Origin of the sequence: Pseudomonas quasicaspiana, assembly GCF_021147825.1 — a bacterium.
Classification (GTDB): domain Bacteria; phylum Pseudomonadota; class Gammaproteobacteria; order Pseudomonadales; family Pseudomonadaceae; genus Aquipseudomonas; species Aquipseudomonas quasicaspiana.
On record NZ_JAGTPI010000029.1, the window covers coordinates 1 to 22,588 of the forward strand.

Here is a 22,588-nt window from a genome sequence, read left to right on the forward strand (position 1 = left end):
GCATCAGACAAGACGCCATCGCGGCCTCGCGGTGCTCGTGCGCTCTTACAAATTCAGGTTTGCTGCGCTCAACGCAGGACATGCCGTCTACCCGCCTCATTACGCAATAAAGCACTTTGGCGCAGGGCATTTCAGCGGCTTCCGTTGGCGACATATGGGTACATTGGAAATTGCACGGTCCCGCAGAGCGACCGGAACAGCAACACACTCGCTTTCAGCATCTGCCCCCACTTTTCGGGAGTCGTTCATATGCCAATACTCAAGCAGAGCGCCTTCCAGCGCTTCAGCCAGAACCAGTGACGGGAGACAAACATGTCCAATGCTTATCTCGCCAAGTCCCTGCCCGAATCCGACAATCACAAGCAGCAACCGCCGCTGACCAATAGCGATGCCCTTGCCCGCGAAGAGCGCAAGGAAAACACATCGATGATGTTGCTGCTCACCCCGGCGCTGGTCATGGTGGTGGTGCTGCTGATCCTGCCGATGTGCTGGCTGGCGTTCCAGTCGGTGCAGACCGAAGAAGGCTTCTCCCTGGCCAACTATGTCCGTATTTTCGAAGAGCGAATCTACTGGGACACCTTTGTCCTGACCTTCAAGATCAGCCTCATTGTCACCGTGCTGTCGATTTTCCTCGGTTTCCCCATCGCCTATGCCGCGTCGCGCCTGCATGGCTTCTGGGCAAACCTGATTCTGATCTGCGTGATTATCCCGTTCTGGACCAGCGTGCTGGTGCGCTCCTATGCCTGGCTGGTCCTGCTGCAACGCCGTGGACTGGTCAACCAGACGTTGATCGACATGGGCATCATCGATCAACCGCTGAACCTGATGCACAACACCACGGGCACGGTAATCGGCACCCTGCACGTCATGCTGCCGTTCATGGTTCTACCTCTGTATTCGGTGATGAAAAAAATCCCGCAGGACCTGATGCAAGCCTCGGAAAGCCTTGGGGCAAAGCCTTTTTACACCTTCCGCCGGGTGTTCTTGCCGATGGCTGCTCCCGGAATCATGGCAGGGTCAATTCTGGTCTTTGTCATCTGCCTGGGCTTCTTTATCACCCCTGAACTGCTGGGTGGTGGTCGCACAATCCTGGTATCGATGCTGGTCCAGCGCAACGTTGAGCTTTATCACGCCTGGGGCGCCGCGAGTGCGGTCGGTCTGGTGCTGTTGTTGGTGGTGTTCCTGATTTTCTGGGGTATCAACAAGTTCATCCCTATCGAACGCATTCTGGGAGCGCGCTAAATGAAACTGGTTGCCTATCTGCGTCAGGTCCGCGTCTCCCATTTGCTTTTCACGGTGTTGGTAGCCGCCATCCTGCTCTACCTGATCCTGCCGGTCCTGATCGTGGTGCCGATGTCGTTTTCGGAAGCCCGCTTCCTGCAATTCCCGCCCAAGGAGTGGTCGCTGCGCTGGTATGCAGCGTTCTTTGAGAGTGCTGAATGGATGTCGGCGGCACGGGTCAGTCTGATTACCGCAGCAGTCACAACTCTGGTCAGCCTGCCCATCGGCATGGCTGCCGCTTACGCGATTAATAGCTCCAGCCTGAAGGTGGTGCGCACCCTGCAAATCATTCTGCTGCTGCCGATGATGGTGCCAATCATCCTGATCGCCGCCGGAGTGTTTTTTGTCTACGCCAGGGTAGGCCTGATCAGCACCATGACCGGGCTGATTCTGGCGCACATCATGCTGGCACTGCCCTACGTGATCATCGCCCTGCTGGCCGGATTGCGTAATTTCGACATGTCACAGGAGATGGTCGCCCGCAGCCTGGGCATGAACCGCTTCCGGGCATTCATGGCCGTGACGCTGCCGCAAATCAAGCCAAGCCTGGTCTCGGCCACGCTGTTTGCCTTCATCACTTCGCTGGATGAAACCGTGGTGGCGCTGTTCATTTCCGGCGGCGACAACCAGACCCTGACCAAACGGATGTTCACCGCCCTGCGCGATGAAATCGACCCGACGATTGCGGCGATCAGCTCAATCCTGATTCTGGCTTCACTGTTGTTAGTGGTGATCGCGGGGCGCAATAAACCGAGCTGACAACACCATCTTGTAGGAGCTGCCGAAGGCTGCGAAGGCAATTTGTCTGACACACCGCCTCGCAGCCTTCGGCAGCTCCTACAAGGGTAATGGTGAATTAGCAACATCTGCCGCCAGCAGCGCAAATTCAGCATCTACCACCCGCTCCAGCGGCCATCTCGGCATCGGCCACCGGGCAGACATTCTTAAAATGAGTCCATCGTTCGGACCCTCAAGGCACCCTGATCATGTTGAAAAATACCCTGCGTGACCCTTCCCTTCTCGTTGAGCGCGCCTACGTCAATGGCGAGTGGATCAGTGCCGATGACGGCGCGACGCTGGACGTGACCAACCCCGCCGATGGCAGTGTTATCGCTCGTGTGCCAGCCCTGCAAGCCGCTGAAACCCGCCGTGCCATCGAAGCCGCCGAAGCCCGCTTCGTGTCCTGGCGCGAAGTCCCGGCGGCCGAGCGAGCGCGTTTTCTTGAAGTCTGGTTCAAGCTGATCATGGACAACCAGGAAGACCTGGCGCTGATCATGACCGCCGAGCAAGGCAAGCCCCTCGCTGAGTCACGTGGCGAAATCGCCTATGGCGCCAGCTTCGTCAAATGGTTCGCTGAAGAAGCCCGCCGGATCTACGGCGACACCATTCCTTCACCCGTCGCTGATCGACGGATCATCGTCCTCAAACAACCGATCGGTGTCGTCGCGGCGATCACCCCGTGGAACTTCCCCAACGCGATGATCACCCGCAAATGCGCACCGGCTCTTGCGGCCGGCTGCTCGGTATTGGTCAAGCCTTCGGAGATGACGCCTCTGTCAGCCCTGGCGCTGGCGGTGCTGGCAGAGCGCGCCGGAATCCCGGCCGGCGTGTTCAACGTGTTGACCGGTTTGCCTGCCGGGGTCGGTGGTGAAATGACCAGCAATCCGGCAGTACGCAAGCTGTCATTCACAGGCTCGACCCGGGTCGGCCAATTGTTGATGAGTCAGTGTGCAAGCACCATCAAACGTCTGAGCCTGGAGCTGGGCGGCAATGCGCCATTTATCGTCTTCGATGATGCGGACCTGGACCTGGCCATTGCCGGGGTCATGCAAAGCAAATTCCGCAACGCCGGGCAAACCTGCGTCTGCGCCAACCGGATTCTGGTTCAGGACGGTATTTATGACCGTTTTGCCGAGCGCCTGAGTGCTGCAGTCGCCAATCTTAAAGTCGGCGACGGCCTGGAAACCGGCGTCACGATTGGCCCGCTGATCAATGCCGCCGCCGTCGACAAAGTAGCCCGCCATATCGGCGATGCGCTAGAAAAAGGTGCCAGCGTAGTCATTGGCGGCGCGCCTCAGGGAAATGGCCTTTACGTTCAACCCACCGTGTTGCGCGATGCCAAAGCCGACATGTTGCTGGCCAGCGAAGAAACGTTCGGCCCTGTTGCGCCGCTGTTCCGTTTCAAGGACGAGGCCGAGGCGCTGGCGCTGGCCAACGCGACGCCGTATGGCCTCGGTGCGTATTACTTCACCCAGGACATGCGTCGCGCCTGGCGCGTAGGTGAGCGACTGGAGTTCGGTATGGTCGGTCTGAATACCGGGATCATTTCCATGGAAGTCGCCCCCTTTGGCGGCATGAAGCAGTCAGGCACCGGCCGTGAAGGCTCGAAGTACGGCCTGGACGAATTCCTCGAAGTGAAGGCCTGGCATATCGGCGGTCTGGACTGACGGCCAGCATTGGACACGGATACCGCCGGGCAGCAGATCCTGTCTTCCCGGCGGCTCAAAACGGCACGAACACGGCCAGCGCCTGTGTTCAGATGGATGCAGACACCCGCTCTGCACAGGAGGACGCTTCATGAATTTCACCGAAGGTTTTGAATCAGTCAGCGTCAATCAGGTTTGCAAGGACTACGGCAGTTTGAAGGCGCTGAACAACGTGAACCTCAAGGTGGAAGCGGGAGAATTCATGTCCCTGCTGGGCCCTTCCGGGTCGGGCAAAACCACATTGCTAAGCATTCTGGGCGGCTTTATCCGGGTCAGCTCCGGCAACATCCTGTTTGGCGAGCGCGACGTCACGCTGATGCCACCGCACAAACGCGAAATCGGTGTGGTCTTTCAGAACTACGCGCTGTTCCCGCACATGACGGTGGGCGAAAACGTTGCTTTCCCTCTGCGCGCCAGAGGTGAAAGCGCCGCCAAAAGCCTCGGCCGCGTGAAACAGGCGCTGGCAACGGTTGAATTGAGCGGCTACGAAAACCGCTCCATCGCAGCGCTTTCCGGCGGCCAGCGACAACGGGTGGCACTGGCCCGGGCGATTGTCTTCGAACCCAAATTGATCCTGATGGACGAACCCCTTTCCGCGCTCGATAAGCAACTTCGCGAAACCATGCAGATTGAGCTGCGCGCCCTGCACAAACGCCTCGGCGCAACAATGATTTACGTGACCCACGACCAGCGTGAAGCGCTGACCATGAGCGACCGTATCGCGATCATGCGTGGCGGCCAGTTGGTACAAGTCGATACGCCGCGTCGCTTGCACGATCATCCATCCGATGATTTCGTCGCCAGTTTCATTGGCGAAAGCACGCTGATCCCGTTGCAACGCAGTGAAAGCGGCCTGAACCTGGGCGCGACGGCGCTACGTACAACCCGTCCAATCCCGCCGTCGGGGGATGTGTTCCTCGCGTTACAGTCGGAAAAGCTGTTGCTGGACAACGACAGTTCAGGCCCCGAGTGGAATCATTTGCGCGGACGGGTTTCGGACATCGTGTTCCAGGGCGAAAGCCTCAAGGTCTTCGTCGATCTGGAAGGCGGCCCGACCGTCAGCCTGCGTCAGCCAAGCCATCACGAAGGCAACCTGAGCCTGCCGCCTATTGGCTCTCCGCTGCTGATGCGCTTGCACCCGGAAGACACCATTGTTGTGCCGCGGGCTATGAGTTAAGACATCATCTTCGTCAATGAACTGTGCAGACTGTGTGGGAGCGAATTCATTCGCGAAAGCGGCATTCCAGCAGATAAATGTCTGCCGAATGTACCATCCTCTTCGCGAATGAATTCGCTCCCACAGGGGGTTGACCTTCACGCAGGATCCCCGGCAACACCCCACAGTGAAATATGTCGCAACCTCCCCCTAAAACAGTCGATCACAGCACTGGTCCGGGCAACTTCAGTGCTTGTGGTTCCGACCAGTGCTTATCCTGATCACATCACCTGCCACCCCGGCGATCACGGAGATTGAGATGAATTCTGCACTGACTGAAACCCAACGGTTGCTCGCACTGCGTGAGCAACACATCCCGCGCGGCATCATCACGGCTCACCCGGTTGTCGCGGCACGCGCCGAAGGGGCGCAGCTGTGGGATGTGGACGGCAAGCGCTATCTGGATTTCGTCGGTGGCATCGGCGTACTCAACGTTGGCCATAACCACCCTAAGGTTGTCGATGCGGTACGGCGTCAGGTCGGTGAAATTTCTCATGCCAGTTTTCAGGTCGCGGCCTACGAAAGCTACATCGAAGTCGCCGCGCGCCTGAATACGCTGATTGGCGGCGAAGAGCACTACAAAAGCATCCTGTTTACCTCGGGTGCCGAAGCGGTGGAAAACGCGATCAAGATCGCTCGCAGCCACACCAATCGCACCGCGGTGATTTCCTTTCGGGGCGGCTTCCATGGCCGGACCCTGCTCGGTGTGACCCTGACCGGCATGAGCCAGCCCTACAAACAGAATTTCGGCCCCTTCCCGGCCGAGATCTACCACGCCACCTACCCAAACCCTTATCGCGGGATCAGCAGCGATGACGCGCTGGCCGAGCTGGATGAACTCTTCGCCACCGATGTCGCACCTGACCGGGTTGCGGCAATCCTTATCGAGCCGGTTCAGGGTGATGGTGGTTTCATTGCGGCCTCCAGCGAATTTCTCCAGGCCTTGCGGGCACGCTGCACTCAACACGGCATCGTGCTGATCCTCGATGAAATCCAGACCGGCTTTGGGCGTACCGGCACAATGTTCGGCTTCCAGCACTCGGGCATCAAACCTGATCTGGTGACCGTTGCGAAAAGCCTGGCGGGCGGTATGCCGCTATCCGGTGTTGTCGGCCGTGCCGAGATCATGGATGCGCCGACACCGGGTGGCCTGGGCGGCACCTATGGCGGCAACGCGGTGGCTTGTGCTGCGGCACTGGCAGTACTGGACCTTTTCAAAGAGCAGGATCTGCTGGCTCAGGGCGCGAAACTCTCCACCCAGTTGCATGAAGGTTTGCTGGCCTTGCAGGCACGTTACCCGCGTATCGGTGACGTAAGAGGCCTTGGCTTCATGCTGGCCATTGAAATGGTGGCAGCCGGCGACAAGCAAAGCCCGGACGCTGCGCTGGCGCAAAAGGTTATCGATGGCGCGCGCAACGCCGGCCTGCTGGTCATCAAGTGCGGCGTACACCGTAACGTGGTGCGATTCCTCGCGCCGCTGGTGACAACCCCGGAACAAGTGGCCGAAGCTTTGCAGATGCTCGATACCGCACTGGCTGCGGCCTGCTGAGGCACGCGCGGCAAGACCTGGCCCGGCCTGTTCATGCAGCGCAGGGCCTGGGTTCGGAACACGGGTGCGGAACATGATGGAACCGACAGCTGTTACTCAGGAGCGAATCATGAAAGTCACCCAGTACAAGGCATTGGGTTTTTCCTTTGGAACACTGGTTGATCGAGAACGGGGCATTCTTGAGGGGCTTCGACCGCTGGCAGTGCAAGGCAATCCGGCGATCAGTGACGAACAATTGCTCAGCGCCTACCGACAGACCGCCGACCTGCTGATCAGCAGTGGACCAGCAAGCAGCCCGAGCGCTTTTCACGGCCAGTTGTACCAACGTCTGGCTCACCAATTGCATACCATTCCTGACTGGGATCAGAGTGTTGCTTTCAGTAGCTCCTCTGACCACTGGCCCATATTCGAAGATGTTCCAGGTGCCTTGCAGTACCTGAGCAAGTTCTACCGTTTGATACTGATTGCCCCACCTCACGGCATCAACGTGAGCTCGCTGACCAGCCGGTTGCCGGTGACGTTCGATGCCGTCATCGAGCCCGTTGATACCGACTGGCACACGAGCCTGGACGCCGCGTTACTCCAGCTGGAACTGGAGCGATCAGAATTGTTACCGGTGCGCAGTACCGAGGTGGACGACCCGTGGAACGAGCGGGTGGATTTCCCGGTATGTACGTTGCGACGGGGTCATATCCAGCCGTGGAATCACTCACCGCAGGCACTGGATGGCAAGCGCTGTGAATACGCCAGCCTGGCAGACCTCGTCCACGCGCATCAAAAAGCACTGCACGCCTGAGGTGGGCAGTCTGGATTTTGAAATGGCGAGGACTGAACCATGGACGCTGCAACGAAGCTCGATCGTATCGACATCAACATCCTGGTCCAATTGCAGAAAGACGGGCGAATGACCAACGTCAGCCTCGCCGAAGCCGTCGGTCTGTCCCCCAGTCCTTGTTTGCAGCGGGTCAAACGTCTTGAGTCGGCCGGTTACATCAGCGGCTACGAGGCCCACGTCAATCTCGCCAAGTTCGCCAACTCGGTCACTGTGTTTACCGAAGTCACCCTCTCCGACCACAAACGTGGCGACTTCGTGAAATTCGAATCCAGCATCCGCAACATCGACGAAGTGCTGGAATGTCATTTGATCAGCGGCGGCTACGATTATCTGGTGCGCTTCCTGTGCAGCAGCATCCAGCACTACCAGGAATTGATGGAATCGATCCTCGACAAGAACATCGGGATCGAGAAGTACTTCAGCTACATCGTGATCAAATCACCGGTGGTGAAAAGCACCGTGCCGCTGCGGAGTCTGGTCAGGGCGGTTTGACACACAAGACTCGGTGACTCCTGGTAAACAAAATTGCACCATCCGATCTGGAATGCTTTTTCTGTAGGAGCTGCCGAAGGCTGCGAAGCATTCATTCTGATGCACCGCCATTGCAGCCTTCGGCAGCTCCTACAGATCCAATGTTTGAGGCAGATAGCCTGGTGGAATGATCACCGGCCAATCACATCAAGGAATTGCTGCCATCCTGCCGCCAGGCGTACGCCGGGAGCGCGGAACGCATGCATGGGAATGGGTTTGAATTTATCACCGCAAAGCAAACCCAGGTCGAACTTCTCTCCGGACGTCATTTTCGCCAACTGCCCGCCCATGTACGTCGACATGGCGACCCCGCCGCCGTTGTAACCAATCGAGTAGAAGCTACGTTCATCCAGTTGCCCGGCATGAGGCAGATAGTCCAGCGTCATGGCAACCAGGCCGGACCAGCGAAAATCAACCTGGTAATCACGCAGTATCGGAAATACCTCACCCATGCTGCGCTGCAAGGTACGGAAGGCGCTCTCGGAATCGTTCTTGCCAAACGCACCCCGCCCCCCAAAAATCAGCCGGTCGCCGACAACCCTGAACCAGCGCAACATGCGCTTGGTATCACCGCACACCTGACCGCCCGGCATGATCCGCGCCAGTACATCAGCGGGAAGCTTTTGAGTCGCGATGATCGCACTGCGAAACGGAATCAAGCGTCGATGCAGGGTGTCAGTGACCCGGGTCTGGTCGGAATAACCATTGGTGGCGTAGATCACCTGCCGGGCGCTGATTCGCCCTTGCGGGGTCATGACGATAACGCGGCCGGCCTCATGACGCACCTGGTTCGCAGGGCTGTTGATGTACAACTTCACGCCGCGATCAATCAAGCTTTGCGCGATGCCACGGGCGTAATTAAGGGGGTGAATGCCGCCTGCTTTGGGTGTCAGCAAGCCGCCGGTAAAAATCGTCGACCCGGTGGCTTCACGAACCTGCTCGGCGCTGATCATCAGCGACGACGAGCCACCGGTTTCCCGCTTGATCCAGTTTGCCGTGGACTCAAGCCCGCCTAACGCATGAACGTTGTGCGCAGCAGCAATGTGACCGCCCATGTTGAGTTGGGCCCCTGACAGGCCAAGGCTTTCGACCATTTCCACCAGGCTGTCCACTGCCGCATAACCTGTGCGATACATCTGCAAGGCCGTGTCACGACCAAAACGCTCCATCAGCGTTGGAAAGCCTACCCGAAACTTGGGCGAAACTACCCCGCCGTTACGCCCACTGGCGCCCCAGGCGAGGGTATTGGCCTCGACAATCAACGGTTCGCGACCGCCAAGCGCAATGTGATGCGCCGCAGCCAAACCGGTGTAACCGGCACCGACGATCACCACGTCGCACTGGCGATCGCCTTCAAGGGATTGCAGCGCGGGAGAAGGCTGGGCAGTGGCCGCCCACAGGCTCTGAACAGTCATGGCGAACATCCAGCTAAAAAGAGAAAAGGCGCTCGCAGCAAGGCCAGAGCGCCAGAGTCGTCACCCAGCGTCAGTCAACCCAGCTCTTTCTCGACCGCGTCCGCCAACTGCGCCAGCGAAGTGAAGTGGTAATGCGGTTCCACGCGATCAGACTCAAGCGTGCCCCCGGTGCCCTTTTGCGCGAAACGGCGTTCGATCCAGCAGGTTTGATAGCCCAGACGCATCGCTACGCCAATGTCATGGTATTGACTCTGCGCGACGTGCAGGATGTTTTCGAACAGGATGCCTTGAGTCGCCAGCACGCCTCGGGTGTAGGCAAAAAACTGTGGATCAGGCTTTTCAAAGCGTACGTCGTCAACGGTCACCCGCACATCAAACGGTTCCTCCAGCGTTTTGGCCATGAAATCCAGCGCCCAGATCTGCGAGTTGGTGGTCGCGACCAGTTTGAAATGCTTGCGCAGACGCTTCAGCGCTTCAATCGAATCGGGGAACGCCGGGAAGTTCTTCACGGCAAGGCTCAGGCCTTTGGCGTATTCGTCGCTGTCCGGCAGCCCCAGTTTCGAGGCGATGACGTGGTAGCAGCGCTCCAGGTCATCCGGCCACCAGCCTGAATCGGTCTGTGCACGAGCCTCGCGATAAGCTTTGAGAATATCGTCATCGCTGTGGGCTTTACCCGCTTCGCCCGCCACCTCACGAACATGAGCGAGAATGCCTGCTTCAAAATCAATGAGGGTGCCGACGACATCGAACGTCAGGGCTTTGAACTGCTTGAATGACATAGGGCGCTCCGCAAGATATTCATGGGGGTAGAGCAAGCTGGTTGACCCATTATCAGCCTGCTTCCCTCATGAAATATTCCGTTTTTCACGGACCTTGAAGCATAACCTACGGTTTTTCCACGCTGTGCGGCACACCTGATCTCAACGACCCGAGTGGAGAAGTGCCGACAGCCCCAAATGAGGGTAAAGCGCGTCCACTTTTGCGACGTCGGCACGCATCTCTTCGATGATCCAGTCACGAACACTTTCGACCACCGGGCGCACCGGACGATTCGCTGGAGTCACCAGACAACACCGACGCTGTGTGACATGAACCTGTTCGGCGGCGGGCACCAACTCGCCTTTGACCAGGCTGTTCGAGACGACCGTTAACCAGCCCAGCGCCATCCCCTGCCCCAACAAGGCAGCCTGCACGACCACCGCATAGTCAGAAAAAATCAGGGCATTTTCCACGCGTCCGGACGAGCCAAATTCCAGTGTCCAGTCCCGATCCTGATTGTCCATGCAGATCATCGTCGGCGGCTGTTTTTTGCCTGCATCCTGCAAGACCTGCTGGAAATACTGAGGGTTGCAGACGGGCAAGGTTATTTCCGGCACAACCAGCATATCCGTGGCTTTCAGGCTGCCTGAATCGATGTAGCGCATGCCCAGATCGACATCCACCAATGGCCCGCCGATTCGGCCAGACATCAGCTGATATCGCATGTCCACACTGGGAAATCGCTGACTGAAGCGGCTCATGCGCGGCATCAACCAGTGGGTCGTGAACGCCGTTGAAACGGACAACGTGACGGTTTCGATGCCCGTTGCACGGGACTCAATTTCGCTGATCGCCGACTCGATGGTGCTGAACCCCTCCTGCACCCGCCGGTACAAAATACTGCCGCTCTCGGTGAGTCGTGCACCGCCCCGAGTGCGCTCGAAAAGCTGCACACCGAGATGCTCCTCAAGACGGGAAAGCATTCGACTGACCGCTGGCTGGCTGACGCACAGTTCATCCGCCGCCCGGGTGAAGCTGCCACACCGCGCAGCCGCTTCGAAGACGAACAGGGAACTTGAACTGGGAAGCTTTCGACGAAGATTAGACATGACCTGAGCTTATGCCTGAAGCAACTATTAGTAAATTGCCGGATGCAGAAATTGATGCTTATTCTTGCGAGCGACCGAGTGTGTGTTTTGCAACGATCAAGATCCTCACTCGCCCTTTTCTGCTCTTCCCGACGAGGCCCGCCTGATTATGGAAAACGCTCTGAAGTTTTATATCGATGGTGGTTGGATAGCACCCGCCGGGGACTCGCAGCTGGCAGTCATCAATCCGGCCACTGAACAGCCCTTCAGCCAGATAGCCATGGGCAATCAGACCGACGTGGACGCAGCAGTTTCGGCAGCACGACGTGCATTTCCGGCATTTGCCCGCACGACGCCCAACGAGAGAAGAGTTCTGATCGAACAGATACTCGACGTATTCATGCAGCGCTACGACGAGATTGCCGAGGCGATCATGGCCGAAGTCGGTGCACCCAAGGCACTTGCGTACGATTGGCAGGCGGGTATCGGCAAGCGTCATCTGCAACAACTGCTGCGCACGCTGGATACGTTCGCGTTTCAGAAAACCAATGGTAATACGCTGATCAATCTGGAGCCGGTGGGGGTCGTTGCACTGATTACACCCTGGAACTGGCCCATCAATCAGATCGTCTGCAAGGTCGCGCCAGCACTCGCGGCCGGTTGCACGATGATCCTCAAACCCAGTGAAGTAGCCCCGCTTAATGCCTTGCTGTTTGCTGAAGTCATGCACGAAGCGGGTGTGCCCGCCGGGGTGTTCAACCTGATCAATGGCGACGGGCCAACCGTGGGTGCTGCACTGGCAGCGCACCCTGAAGTGGACATGGTTTCATTCACCGGCTCGACGCGTGCGGGTGTGGAAGTCGCGCGTCTCGCGGCGCCTGGCGTGAAACGTGTGCATCAGGAACTGGGCGGCAAATCGGCGAATATCCTGCTGGACGATGTTGATCTGGAGAAAGCCGTGACCTCTGGGGTCAATGGCTGCTTCGGAAACAGCGGACAGTCCTGCAATGCGCCGACCCGCATGCTGGTGCCTGTTTCATTGCATGATCGAGCGGTGGAAATCGCCCGGCGTGCGGCTCTCGCCCATCAGGTTGGCGATCCCGCCGACCCGCAATCGACGATGGGACCGGTGATCAGCGACCGGCAGTTCCAGGCCATCCAGCGAATGATCGCCATCGGCATCGACGAGGGTGCGCAACTGGTCTGCGGTGGCCTCGGCCGACCCGAAGGCCTGGAGCGTGGCTACTACGTCAAGCCGACAGTGTTCGCCGGAGTGACGCCGGACATGACCATTGCCAGGGAGGAAATCTTCGGCCCGGTGCTGGTGATTCAGGCCTATGACGACGATGAACACGCGGTTGCGCTGGCCAATGACAGCGTGTTCGGTCTCGCCGGTTACGTGCAGTCCTCCAACCTGCAGCGGGCCAGGGAGATTGCTTTGCAGCTAAGAGTCGGCGGCGTTTACATCAACCATCCCGACTGGAATCCCGGCGCGCCGTTTGGCGGTTACAAACAATCGGGGAATGGTCGGGAATATGCCGAGTGGGGACTGGAGGCGTTTCTGGAGACGAAGGCGATTGTGGGCTTCTACCCTTGATGGACCCACCATCGCCCGCCGGCTCAAATTCCGGTAGGAGCGAATTCATTCGCGAAGAGGCCGGTACATCCGCAGCCAATGTGTGCTTTGAAAGACCGCATTCCCGAATGAATTCGGTCCCACAGGGTTCTGCGTCTTGCCCAGATTACCGGTGGGAGCGAATTCATTCGCGAAGAGGCCGGGACATCCGCAGCCTGTGTGTTGCCTGAAATACCGCCTCCCGAATGAATTCGGTCCCACAGGATTCTGCGTCTTCCCCAGATCAAAGGTAGGAGCGAATTCATTCGCGAAGGGGCCGGGCCATCCACAGCCTGTGTGTTGCCTGAAATACCGCCTCCCGAATGAATTCGGTCCCACAGGGTTCTGCGTCTTACCCAGATCAAAGGTAGGAGCGAATTCATTCGCGAAAGGGCCGGTACATCCGCAGCCTGTGTATTGCCTGAAATACCGCCTCCCGAATGAATTCAGTCCTACCGGGTTGTATGTCTTGCCCAGGTCAAAGGTAGGAGCGAATTCATTCGCGAAAGGGCCAGTACATCCACAGCCAATGTGTTGCCTGAACCACCGCCTCCCGAATGAATTCGGTCCCACAGGATTCTGCGTCTTGCCCGAGTTACCGGTAGGAGCGAATTCATTCGCGAAAAGGCCAGTACATCCATGGCCTGTGTGTTGCCTGAAATACCGCCTCCCGAATGAATTCGGTCCCACAGGGTTCTGCGTCTTCCCCAGATTACCGGTGGGAGCGAATTCATTCGCGAAGAGGCCGGTACATCCGCAGCCTGTGTATTGCCTGAATACCGCCTCCCGAATGAATTCGGTCCTACCGGATTCTGTGTCTTGCCCAAGTCAAAGGTAGCAGCGAATTCATTCGCGATAGGGCCGGGGCATCCGCAGCCTGTGTGTTGCCTGAAATACCGCCTCCCGAATGAATTCGCTCCTACCGGGTTCTGCGTCTTGCCCAGATTACCGGTGGGAGCGAATTCATTCGCGAAGAGGCCGGTACATCCGCAGCCAATGTATTGCCTGAAATACCGCCTCCCGAATGAATTCGGTCCTACCGGGTTCTATGTCTTGCCCAACTCAAAGGTAGCAGCGAATTCATTCGCGATAGGGCCGGGGCATCCGCAGCCTGTGTGTTGCCTGAAATACCGCCTCCCGAATGAATTCGGTCCTACCGGTTCTGCGTCTTGCCCAGATTACCGGTGGGAGCGAATTCATTCGCGAAGAGGCAGGGCCATCCGCAGCCTGTGTGTGTTGCCTGAAATACCGCCTCCCGAATGAATTCGGTCCTACCGGATTCTGTGTCTTGCCCAAGTCAAAGGTAGCAGCGAATTCATTCGCGAAAAGGCCAGTACATCCACAGCCTGTGTGTTGCCTGAAATACCGCCTCCCGAATGAATTCGGTCCTACCAGGTTCTGCGTCTTGCCCGAGTAAACGGTAGGAGCGAATTCATTCGCGAAGGGGCCGGGCCATCCGCAGCCTGTGTGTTGCCTGAAATACCGCCTTCCCGAATGAAGTGGAGCGCCACCCCGGTCGGTCACACAGGTTCGTCATTGTCATGATGGGGAGAAGCTGTGTCTGTACCGGCGCCTCGCGAACAAGTTCGCTCCTACCCGGCCTTGATCAAATCTGCGATCCGCTCGGCAATCATGATTGTGGGCACGTTGGTATTGGCGCACGGGATGGAAGGCATCAACGACGCATCACATACCCGCAAGCCGGTGACCCCAATCACTCTCCCATCACTGAGGGTGACGGCCTGCGGATCATCGGCCCGGCCCATGCGACAGGTGCCCGATGGATGCCAGGTCCCACCGACATTTCGCCGGACAAACCCGGTCAGGGCCTGATCATCGGCGAGCAGTTTTTTCAGCGTCACACCCTGAGTGACCAACCCGTGAACAAGCCACGTCCGAAACGGCCCGGCCACGTCCAGCAACAGGCTTAATGCGCCGCGCAACATGCCATTGATCGCACCAGGCTGAGCCACTTTAGCGACCCGGGGCGAATAGCTGGACGGGAACGCCACGCTACGCAAGGCACCGAGTTGGGCGGCTGACAGCGTCCCGGCCCCAAACTTCAAGGCCTGCTTGAGGCGCTCCAGGTCCCGTGGATCAGAAAGCATGTTGAAGTCCACCTCCGGTTCCTGAGCTGGATCACTGGAGACCAGTCGCACACAGCCCCGGGAATAGGACTTGTTGACCCAGAAAAACATCGTGCCCAATCGATACCCCAGCGAGTGCCAACCGGATCGGGACAGAATCGCGCCATGCATGTCGCAAGGCACTGTGTCCGGCAAACCCGAGGAAAAGCGCACAATGGCCTGCTCGTGGTGCTCGTTGACAAATGCCGTACGCCCCGCTTTGTTCAACAACGCAGACACCGCAATCGATGGATGCTCCATCAGATTGCCGCCGACTCCCGGACGATCCGCCACCACAAAAATCCCCAGTTGAATCAGCTCATCGGCAGGACCAATACCGCTGCGCATCAAAACTGCCGGGCTGTGGATCGCCCCGGAACACACGATCACTTCTTTGGCGAATAGATCCATTGAGGTGCCATCCGCCTGCACAATACGCGCCCCTATCGCTTGATGGGACTTGAACAGCACGCGGTCGACCAGACATTGAGTGCGCACTGTCAGATTGCTGCGTTGGCGGACCTCATCGGAGAGATAACAGACCGACGTGGGAATGCGTTCCCCTTCCGGGCTGACGCCAATTGCCCCAACGAATACGCCCGGCTCCCAGGGCCCGTTCTGATCAGCTTTGGTAGCCAGTCCGGCCTCGCCCAGCACCGTCATCACTGCTTTGACGAAGGGAGAGAGAAACTCCTGCGCGGTGCGGCGGATCCGCAGTGGTCCTTGCTTGCCGTGCAACGGGCCTTCGAAATCAGTATCGTTTTCCAGCTTGCGAAAGTACGGCAGGCAATTGTCCCAGTTCCATCCCTCGGCACCGAGTCGCTGCCACTCGTCGTAGTCATCGGGCGCGCCGCGATTGGTCATCAAGGCATTGATTGCAGAGCCACCGCCCAGCAACCGTGCCTGTTCATAGCGACGTTCGGTGGAACGCTTGCCCATCAGCGCCGTCAGCTGTCGCCAGATATTGCGCGTGTCCAGGTAAGCACGCCCGGGATAGCGGCTGCGAATCTCGGCAGGCATGTTACCCGCCGAGATGTCCCGCCCCGCTTCCACCAGGCACACACGTTTGTCTGCATCCTCGGACAGCCGCGCAGCCAGCACGCAGCCTGCCGAACCGCCGCCCAGAATCAGGTAATCGAGCACTTTCAAGATGACGACCTACTGAACAAACTTGAGCCAGCGATCCTTGGCCGCAATGCCCGCAGCCGACGACCACCATTCTTCAGACATCAATGCCTGCCTGGCGGCGTTATCCGGCGAACTTGGCAGCTCTTTGGCCCGTTCGGCGGTCAACTTGCCGGTGCTGAATGCAGCCGGGTTACCTGGCCCGTAATCGATATACATCGGCAGGTTGGCCTGCAGGTCCGGTGAGAGCGCTTCGTTGACGAACTTCACAGCAGTTGCGTAGTTCGGCGCGCCTTTGAGGATGCACAATTGGGTGTTTTGCAGAATGCCGTCGTTATAGGTAAAGGCGACGTCAGGATTGTCCTTGCGAACCGCACTGGCGCGACCGTTCCAGATCATCAGCATGTCGACCTCGCCATCGTTGAGCAGTTGTGCCGATTGCCCACCGGAGCTCCACCACACGGCGATATCCGGTTTGATTTGCTCCAGCCTTTTGTAGGCGCGATCAACATCCAGCGGGTAGAGTTTGTCACGAGGCACGCCGTCCGACAGCAGTGCCGCCTCCAGGGTCCCCATCGGGTCATTACGTAATGAGCGCGTCCCCGGAAAATCCTTCACATTCCAGAAGTCGGCCCAGCTCTGCGGCACCTTCTTCAATGTTTTGGTGTTATAGCCCAGGACTGAAGAATAGAACTCATAAGCGACGGAGTAAGGCGTGCGATAGGCCTCCGGCATAGCTTGAACATTGGGCATCTTGCTCAGGTCGAGTTTTTCGATCAGCCCTTCGTTGCCGCCGCGGATGCAGTTGGACGGCGGCGTATCGATCACGTCCCAGACCGGCTTGCCCGCCGATCCCTGAGCCTTGACCATGGGCAAGGCGTCGGGAACGCTGTCTTGTTTGATGGTGATGTTCAGGCGCTTGGCTGCCGGATCAAGAATCGCCTTGGTCTGGGCTTCCTGATAAACCCCGCCTTGGGAAACGAAGGTGATTTCTTCTGCCGATACCGACATCGTGCACGATATCGAAACGCACAACAGGGATAAGACTGAACCCAATGAAACGGTTTTCATGGCAAATCTTCCTGAACGTAGAATGATTCGGCAGCTTAAAAACCCTTTTCTGAACACCCTGCAAATCCAACGCATGCTCAGGTTTAAGTTTTATTGTTACCGAGCGGGTCGGCAGGACGTTACAAGAGCCGGGGCCTGTCCGGCAATGCACCAATAATCATTACTAACATGATCTGTCGTTATGACGAATCTGTGGGCGACTCTATGCTGGTCCTGAAGGACTGCGTACGCTCTGTGGGAGCAGAGCTTGCTCGCGATATGAACACCGCAGTTTCAAGCCAGACCGCATCATCGTTCATCGCGAGCAAGCTCGGCTCCCACAAAGACCTCTTCGCTACGTGCCGCAAACGGCAGGCGTTTAGCCAGCTCCTGCGCAAGGTACCGGGTGAACAGCGAGATGCGCTGCGGGATGTGGCGTCGGTGCTGGTACATCGCATAGATATCGCCGCGCGGCGGTTGATAATCGTCCAGTACCGCCACCAGCCGCCCACTTTCCAGATGCGCCTGCACATCCCAACGGGAACGCAAAATCAAACCGTGGCCGTCAAGCGCCAGATTCATCGCCACTTCCCCGTCGTTGCTCGACAACGTGCCACTGACCTTATGGGTAAAATCCTGGCCGTCTTTCTGAAAACGCCAGATCGCGTAATCACTGCCGAACTGACGGAGCACGATGCAGTTGTGCTCAGCCAGATCCGCTACGCGCGTCAACACCGGCCGACCTTCCAGATAATGGGGTGACGCACAGAGAATTCGCGGATTCTCTAGCAGGCGGATACCGATCAGCCGCGAGTCCGGCGGCTCGCCCATGAACACGCCGATGTCGAACTGATCATCGAGCAAGCTGACCGGCTGGCTGGTCAGTTCCAGGGAAATCTCCAGTTCAGGATGCAGCCGGGCAAAGCTGGATACCACCGGTGCCAGATGCCGTCGCCCGAAACCCAGCGTGGCGTTGATTCGCAAACGACCATGCAACGTCGGCTGGCGACTGTTCAGGGCGCTTTCCAGCTCTTCGAGCTGCCGCAGGATCGGCCGCCCTCCCTCCAGATAGAGCACGCCCTCGGGGGTCAACGACAACCGGCGGGTGGTGCGCTGTAGCAGTTGCACGCCAAGCCGGGCTTCCAGCTGGCTCAAGCGCTTGCTCACCGCGGGTAGCGACAGCCCCATCTGCCGTGCAACTTCGGTCAGGCTGCCCCGCGTGGCCACCTGCTGAAAGAAGCTCAGGTCATCGATCATGCTCATGGATTGTTTCCTTGAATCTAAGAATGGCTTTCGCGATTGACTAATTATTAATCCAGAAACACTGCATACACTGAGCTTCGTCCACCATCAACCCTGGAGTCGAAACTCATGAGCAAGGCCCATTACAAAATTGCCGTCATCCCTGGCGATGGCATAGGCAAGGAAGTCATGCCCGAAGGCGTACGCGTGCTGGACGTGGTGGCCGCGCAGCACAATCTGGAGTTGCAATGGGACTGGTTCGACTTCGCCAGTGCCGATTACTACCTGGCCCACGGCAAAATGATGCCCGACAACTGGTTCGAGATTCTCAAAGGCTACGATGCGATTTACTTCGGCGCAGTGGGCTGGCCGGACGTGGTGCCTGATCACATTTCCCTGTGGGATTCGCTGCTGCAGTTCCGCCGCGAGTTCGACCAGTACGTGAACCTGCGCCCTTGCCGCCTCATGCCTGGCGTGAAAGCACCGTTGGCCAATCGCAAACCGGGTGACATCGACTTCTGGGTGGTGCGTGAAAACACTGAGGGCGAATACTCCAGTGTTGGCGGCAAGATGTTCCCGGGCACCGACCGGGAAATCGTCCTGCAGGAAACCGTCATGACCCGGGTGGGCGTCGACCGTATCCTGAAATTCGCTTATGACCTGGCCCAGAGCCGTCCGAAAAAGCACCTGACGTCTGCGACCAAATCAAACGGGATTGCGATCACCATGCCGTACTGGGACGAGCGCGTTGTGGAAATGGGCAAGAAATACCCGGACGTGAACGTCGACAAGTACCACATCGATATTCTCACCGCGAACTTCGTCCTGCATCCGGACTGGTTTGATGTCGTGGTCGCCAGCAACCTGTTCGGCGATATCCTTTCCGACCTGGGTCCGGCCTGCACGGGCACCATCGGCATCGCGCCGTCGGCCAACATTAACCCTGAGCGTAACTTCCCGAGCCTGTTCGAGCCAGTGCATGGCTCAGCTCCGGACATCGCAGGCAAAGGCATTGCCAATCCGATCGGTCAAATCTGGTGCGGCGCGATGATGCTTGAGCATCTGGGCCATCCGGAGGCCGGTGCGGCAGTGCTAACCGCGATTGAAACCGTGCTGGCCATGGGACCGGAAAACGCACCGCTGACTGCTGATATTGGCGGCAAGGGCAATACCGAAGCGCTGGGCAAAGCCATCGCGGCTGCGTGTGAGCGATAAGGAAAGTCGGCATTTACGATTGAACAAAACGCAAGCCACTGGATAGATACAATCTTGTGTGGGAGATTCTATGTTGGCCTGCAAGCGTTGATCCTGGTGGGAGCGAATTCATTCGCGAAGAGGCCGGGACATTCGCCGCCTTTCTGCCGCCTGAAATAGTCTTCCCGAATGAAGTGGAGCGCCACCCCGGCCGGTCCCACAGGTCGATCATGAACTGAAGATCAGCGCCAACATGTGCGGTGCTTGCCCTGGGCGGCATTCCGACGATAAACACTAACGCGGTATGTCTTCGAGCTGCGTCTCATGTATCGCGGGCAAGCACCGCACATGGGAACCGAGTTGTGTCAGGGACACTGGGCGAGCTCCACGGGGATGGTTTGTTTAGCACCGGCTACCCACCAATTAAACCGAACCCCGCGTGCCGACATCGGTCTGCTCCTGTATCACTTTCAGGAAGATCGCCTTTATGTCCCCGCAACGCAGCCTCACTCTCCTTGCCCGAAGCGGCTATGCCGCTCGTGGTGTGGTGTATTTGATCATTGGTATTTTTGCCCTGCTCGCCGCCCAGGGTTCGTCTCAGCCCAAAGACAGCCATAGCAGCCTTGAAGCGCTGTTGAGTCAGCCTTTTGGCAACGTCATGGTTGCGATTGTCGTAGTCGGCCTGCTGGCGTTTGCAGCCTGGCGAATCCTGCAGGCCACTCGCGACGTGGATCATCACGGCACAGAATTCAAAGGTTTGGTGATTCGCACAGGCCTGCTGGTCGGCGGCGTGACCTACGGCGCATTGGCCTTTTTTGCCTTGGGTCTGTTAATCAGCGCACTCAAAAGCTCCGGTGATTCAGGGGGCAAAACCCAGGACCTGCTTGCCACGATTTTGTCCTGGGATCATTCGAATATCCTTGTTTATCTGGTGGCACTGGTGCCGCTCGGCGTGGGCATCACCCACATCATCAAAGGCTGGAAGGCGTCTTTCGAGAAGTACTTCGAAGCCGACGAAGAAGTCATGCGCTACGTCCGTCCGGTTTCGCAATTCGGCCTGATTGCCCGAGGTGTGGCATTCATCGAAATCTCTGCGTTGCTGGCCATCAGCGGTTCAAGCTATCAGGCCATGCACCCGCCGGGTCTGAAAGACGCGCTTAACGGCCTGCAGGATCTTCCCGCTGGAGGTATCGTGCTGATGATCGTGGCCTTGGGACTGATCGCATTTTCGGTATACAGCTTCGCCGAAGCTGCCTGGCGCAAGATCAATATGGACGTGCCCGATGCGCCGCATGCCGTGACCCGGCATTTCAACTGACCGTTAAGCGTCAGGTGAATTTGTTCCGAAATAATACCTATTGCTGGCCCCTCGCCTCCTAGCGAGCTTGGCAAACTTGCTTTCTTTTCAGAAGCTTAGGGGCTGGCATTTATGCGGATTCTTGTATTGACCGTAGCGACGCTCGCGCTGGCCAGCGTTTCACTGGCGTCGCAAGCCAAGGACGTTACTCAGAGCGGTCGATCGATTTGTACATGGGGTTCGGGCATCGCCGCAGGCGCCCAGGAATCGAAACTCGCCGGAATCACTTTGTACGGCGCCCGCAAGAAATTGCAGGGTCGCAAGTTCAAACAACCCTGGATGCGCATGACCGCCATGGGCATTACCGAGCAGACCTATAAAAGCACCTCGCGACTCAAACCTGCGGCCATCAAGCAGACCTATTATGAACAGTGCATCAAGCACGAACTGGCGAAACGCTGATCCCAGGAGAGGTGTTTGTTTCGCGGCAAACACGGGTCTGTAGGAGCTGCCGAAGGCTGCGATGGCGGCGTGTCAGGAGAAATGCTTCGCAGCCTTCGGCAGCTCCTACAGAGACCGAATTACGGCATGACAACGCAGTGTCATGTCCCCCCAATCAAACGAACGTCGCGCCGCGTGTATTCACGAACAACGAGTAGACCGAGTGGCTGCCCGCCATGAACAACCGGTTACCTTCGCGCCCGCCGAAGCACAGGTTCGGGCAACGCTCCGGCAAGGAGATGTGACCGATGGCTTTGCCATCCGGATTGAACACTCGAACGCCATCGAGCTTTTCCGGATCAGCCTTGGGATCACTGTTACTGCCCCAACCACACCACAAGTTACCGCTTTCATCGCACTTGATGCCGTCAATACCGGCGAACTCCAGCCCTTCAATGTGTTTGCGACGCAAACCCAGGGTGCCGTCATCGTTGACCGCAATGGCCCAGATGATCCGGTTGGGTTTGGCTCGACCTTCAACCACGTAGAGGGTTTTCTCGTCCGGAGAGAAACACAGACCGTTCGGCCCTGCCAGATCGTCAATCACCCGACTGACCTTGCCGCTCACACCATCAATGCGATAGACCGCATGGGGCAATTCCGGGGTGACTTTGTGCCCTTCGTAGTTGTTACCCGTCTGAAACGGCGGATCGGTGAACCACACTGATCCATCGCGTTTGCAGACGATGTCGTTAGGTGAGTTGAAAGGTTTGCCTTCGTAGTTGTCGGCCAGCACGGTGATGCTGCCGTTGTACTCGGTGCGGGTGACGCGACGGCCTTCCTTGCTGGTCGTCGAGCCTTCGCAAACCAGCAGGCGACCCTGACGGTCACGGCACATGCCATTGGAGAAGTTGGAGTTATCGCGATACACCGACAGGCCACCGGTGACTTCATCCCAGCGCATGATGCGGTTGTTGGGGATGTCGCTGAACAGCAAGTAACGACCGTCACCCACCCAGACAGGGCCTTCTACCCAACGCAGGCCCGTCGCCAGGCGTTCAACGCTGGCATTGAAAATTCGCAGGTCCATGAAGCTGTCATCGAGGATGTTGACCAGCGGATCCGGATAACGCTGACTCAATGGCTCGGCACTGGCCAATCGAGGTAACGCCAGGCTGCCCAGAGCCGCCACACCGGCGGATACTGCCAGCGACGTTTTGAGGAATGCTCTGCGACCGTGGTCGGCGGTGGTGTCCTGTTGCGATGAGTCCATCGTGCATCTCCGTTATTTTATTGTTGGACGGGGTGCTCGTTGTACATCGGCTTAAGTCATCGTAC

Annotated in this window: 18 protein-coding genes; 11 read left to right on the plus strand and 7 right to left on the minus strand. The window is 58.0% G+C overall.

The annotated features are described in order from the left end of the window. Window positions 1-312 precede the first annotated feature (312 nt). The 7 genes from KDX30_RS17040 to KDX30_RS17070 all read left to right on the plus strand — a co-directional run bounded on the left by KDX30_RS17040 (window position 313) and on the right by KDX30_RS17070 (window position 7,859). The gene (locus tag KDX30_RS17040) at window positions 313-1,242 is read left to right on the plus strand and encodes an ABC transporter permease (protein ID WP_027900149.1); all 930 of its coding nucleotides are present in this window, start codon (window positions 313-315) and stop codon (window positions 1,240-1,242) included. After that, window positions 1,243-2,040 (plus strand): ABC transporter permease, encoded by a 798-nt coding sequence (locus tag KDX30_RS17045; protein ID WP_027900150.1) that lies wholly within the window; start codon window positions 1,243-1,245, stop codon window positions 2,038-2,040. Between the two features lie 227 nt (window positions 2,041-2,267). Next, window positions 2,268-3,728, plus strand: coding sequence for an NAD-dependent succinate-semialdehyde dehydrogenase (locus KDX30_RS17050; protein WP_099269403.1), 1,461 nt, complete (start codon window positions 2,268-2,270; stop codon window positions 3,726-3,728). Window positions 3,729-3,858: 130 nt separating this feature from the next. Further along, window positions 3,859-4,944 (plus strand): ABC transporter ATP-binding protein, encoded by a 1,086-nt coding sequence (locus KDX30_RS17055; protein WP_231671289.1) that lies wholly within the window; start codon window positions 3,859-3,861, stop codon window positions 4,942-4,944. A 298-nt stretch (window positions 4,945-5,242) separates the two neighbouring features. Beyond that, on the plus strand, window positions 5,243-6,532 hold the full coding sequence (gene gabT, locus KDX30_RS17060; RefSeq protein WP_231676989.1) for a 4-aminobutyrate--2-oxoglutarate transaminase: 1,290 nt from the start codon (window positions 5,243-5,245) through the stop codon (window positions 6,530-6,532). Window positions 6,533-6,641: 109 nt separating this feature from the next. Further along, window positions 6,642-7,328: an HAD family hydrolase gene (locus tag KDX30_RS17065; RefSeq protein ID WP_231676990.1), complete on the plus strand. Its 687-nt coding sequence runs from the start codon at window positions 6,642-6,644 to the stop codon at window positions 7,326-7,328. A gap of 39 nt (window positions 7,329-7,367) precedes the next feature. Continuing rightward, on the plus strand, window positions 7,368-7,859 hold the full coding sequence (locus KDX30_RS17070; RefSeq protein WP_027900155.1) for an Lrp/AsnC family transcriptional regulator: 492 nt from the start codon (window positions 7,368-7,370) through the stop codon (window positions 7,857-7,859). Window positions 7,860-8,029: 170 nt separating this feature from the next. Here the strand turns inward: KDX30_RS17070 and KDX30_RS17075 are convergent, their stop codons facing one another. The 3 genes from KDX30_RS17075 to KDX30_RS17085 all read right to left on the minus strand — a co-directional run bounded on the left by KDX30_RS17075 (window position 8,030) and on the right by KDX30_RS17085 (window position 11,181). Beyond that, window positions 8,030-9,313, minus strand: a complete 1,284-nt coding sequence (locus KDX30_RS17075) for an NAD(P)/FAD-dependent oxidoreductase (RefSeq protein WP_231676991.1) — start codon at window positions 9,311-9,313, stop codon at window positions 8,030-8,032. A 74-nt stretch (window positions 9,314-9,387) separates the two neighbouring features. Beyond that, on the minus strand, window positions 9,388-10,092 hold the full coding sequence (locus KDX30_RS17080) for an HAD-IA family hydrolase (RefSeq protein WP_099268336.1): 705 nt from the start codon (window positions 10,090-10,092) through the stop codon (window positions 9,388-9,390). A 141-nt stretch (window positions 10,093-10,233) separates the two neighbouring features. Next, complete coding sequence (locus KDX30_RS17085; protein WP_231676992.1) at window positions 10,234-11,181, minus strand: LysR family transcriptional regulator; 948 nt, start codon at window positions 11,179-11,181, stop codon at window positions 10,234-10,236. A 148-nt stretch (window positions 11,182-11,329) separates the two neighbouring features. On the opposite strand from KDX30_RS17085, the gene KDX30_RS17090 reads away from it, so the two are divergent. Continuing rightward, window positions 11,330-12,757, plus strand: coding sequence for an aldehyde dehydrogenase family protein (locus KDX30_RS17090; protein ID WP_231676993.1), 1,428 nt, complete (start codon window positions 11,330-11,332; stop codon window positions 12,755-12,757). 1,610 nt (window positions 12,758-14,367) lie between these two features. Here the strand turns inward: KDX30_RS17090 and KDX30_RS17095 are convergent. The 3 genes from KDX30_RS17095 to KDX30_RS17105 form a co-directional block, all read right to left on the minus strand. Then, on the minus strand, window positions 14,368-16,044 hold the full coding sequence (locus KDX30_RS17095; RefSeq protein ID WP_319946089.1) for a GMC family oxidoreductase: 1,677 nt from the start codon (window positions 16,042-16,044) through the stop codon (window positions 14,368-14,370). A 15-nt stretch (window positions 16,045-16,059) separates the two neighbouring features. Continuing rightward, the gene (locus tag KDX30_RS17100; protein WP_231676994.1) at window positions 16,060-17,097 is read right to left on the minus strand and encodes an ABC transporter substrate-binding protein; all 1,038 of its coding nucleotides are present in this window, start codon (window positions 17,095-17,097) and stop codon (window positions 16,060-16,062) included. A gap of 288 nt (window positions 17,098-17,385) precedes the next feature. Then, the gene (locus tag KDX30_RS17105; RefSeq protein WP_231676995.1) at window positions 17,386-18,339 is read right to left on the minus strand and encodes a LysR substrate-binding domain-containing protein; all 954 of its coding nucleotides are present in this window, start codon (window positions 18,337-18,339) and stop codon (window positions 17,386-17,388) included. Window positions 18,340-18,447: 108 nt separating this feature from the next. On the opposite strand from KDX30_RS17105, the gene KDX30_RS17110 reads away from it, so the two are divergent. From KDX30_RS17110 to KDX30_RS17120, 3 genes are all read left to right on the plus strand, one after another. Next, the gene (locus KDX30_RS17110) at window positions 18,448-19,533 is read left to right on the plus strand and encodes a tartrate dehydrogenase (RefSeq protein ID WP_027899335.1); all 1,086 of its coding nucleotides are present in this window, start codon (window positions 18,448-18,450) and stop codon (window positions 19,531-19,533) included. A gap of 466 nt (window positions 19,534-19,999) precedes the next feature. Beyond that, window positions 20,000-20,830, plus strand: coding sequence for a DUF1206 domain-containing protein (locus KDX30_RS17115; protein ID WP_027899336.1), 831 nt, complete (start codon window positions 20,000-20,002; stop codon window positions 20,828-20,830). Between the two features lie 111 nt (window positions 20,831-20,941). Beyond that, the gene (locus KDX30_RS17120; RefSeq protein ID WP_027899337.1) at window positions 20,942-21,271 is read left to right on the plus strand and encodes a hypothetical protein; all 330 of its coding nucleotides are present in this window, start codon (window positions 20,942-20,944) and stop codon (window positions 21,269-21,271) included. Between the two features lie 154 nt (window positions 21,272-21,425). Here KDX30_RS17120 and KDX30_RS17125 read toward each other — a convergent pair whose 3' ends face one another. After that, window positions 21,426-22,523 carry an SMP-30/gluconolactonase/LRE family protein gene (locus tag KDX30_RS17125; protein WP_231676996.1) on the minus strand — a complete coding sequence of 366 codons (1,098 nt, stop codon included), beginning with the start codon at window positions 22,521-22,523 and terminating at the stop codon, window positions 21,426-21,428. Between the last annotated feature and the right edge of the window lie 65 nt (window positions 22,524-22,588).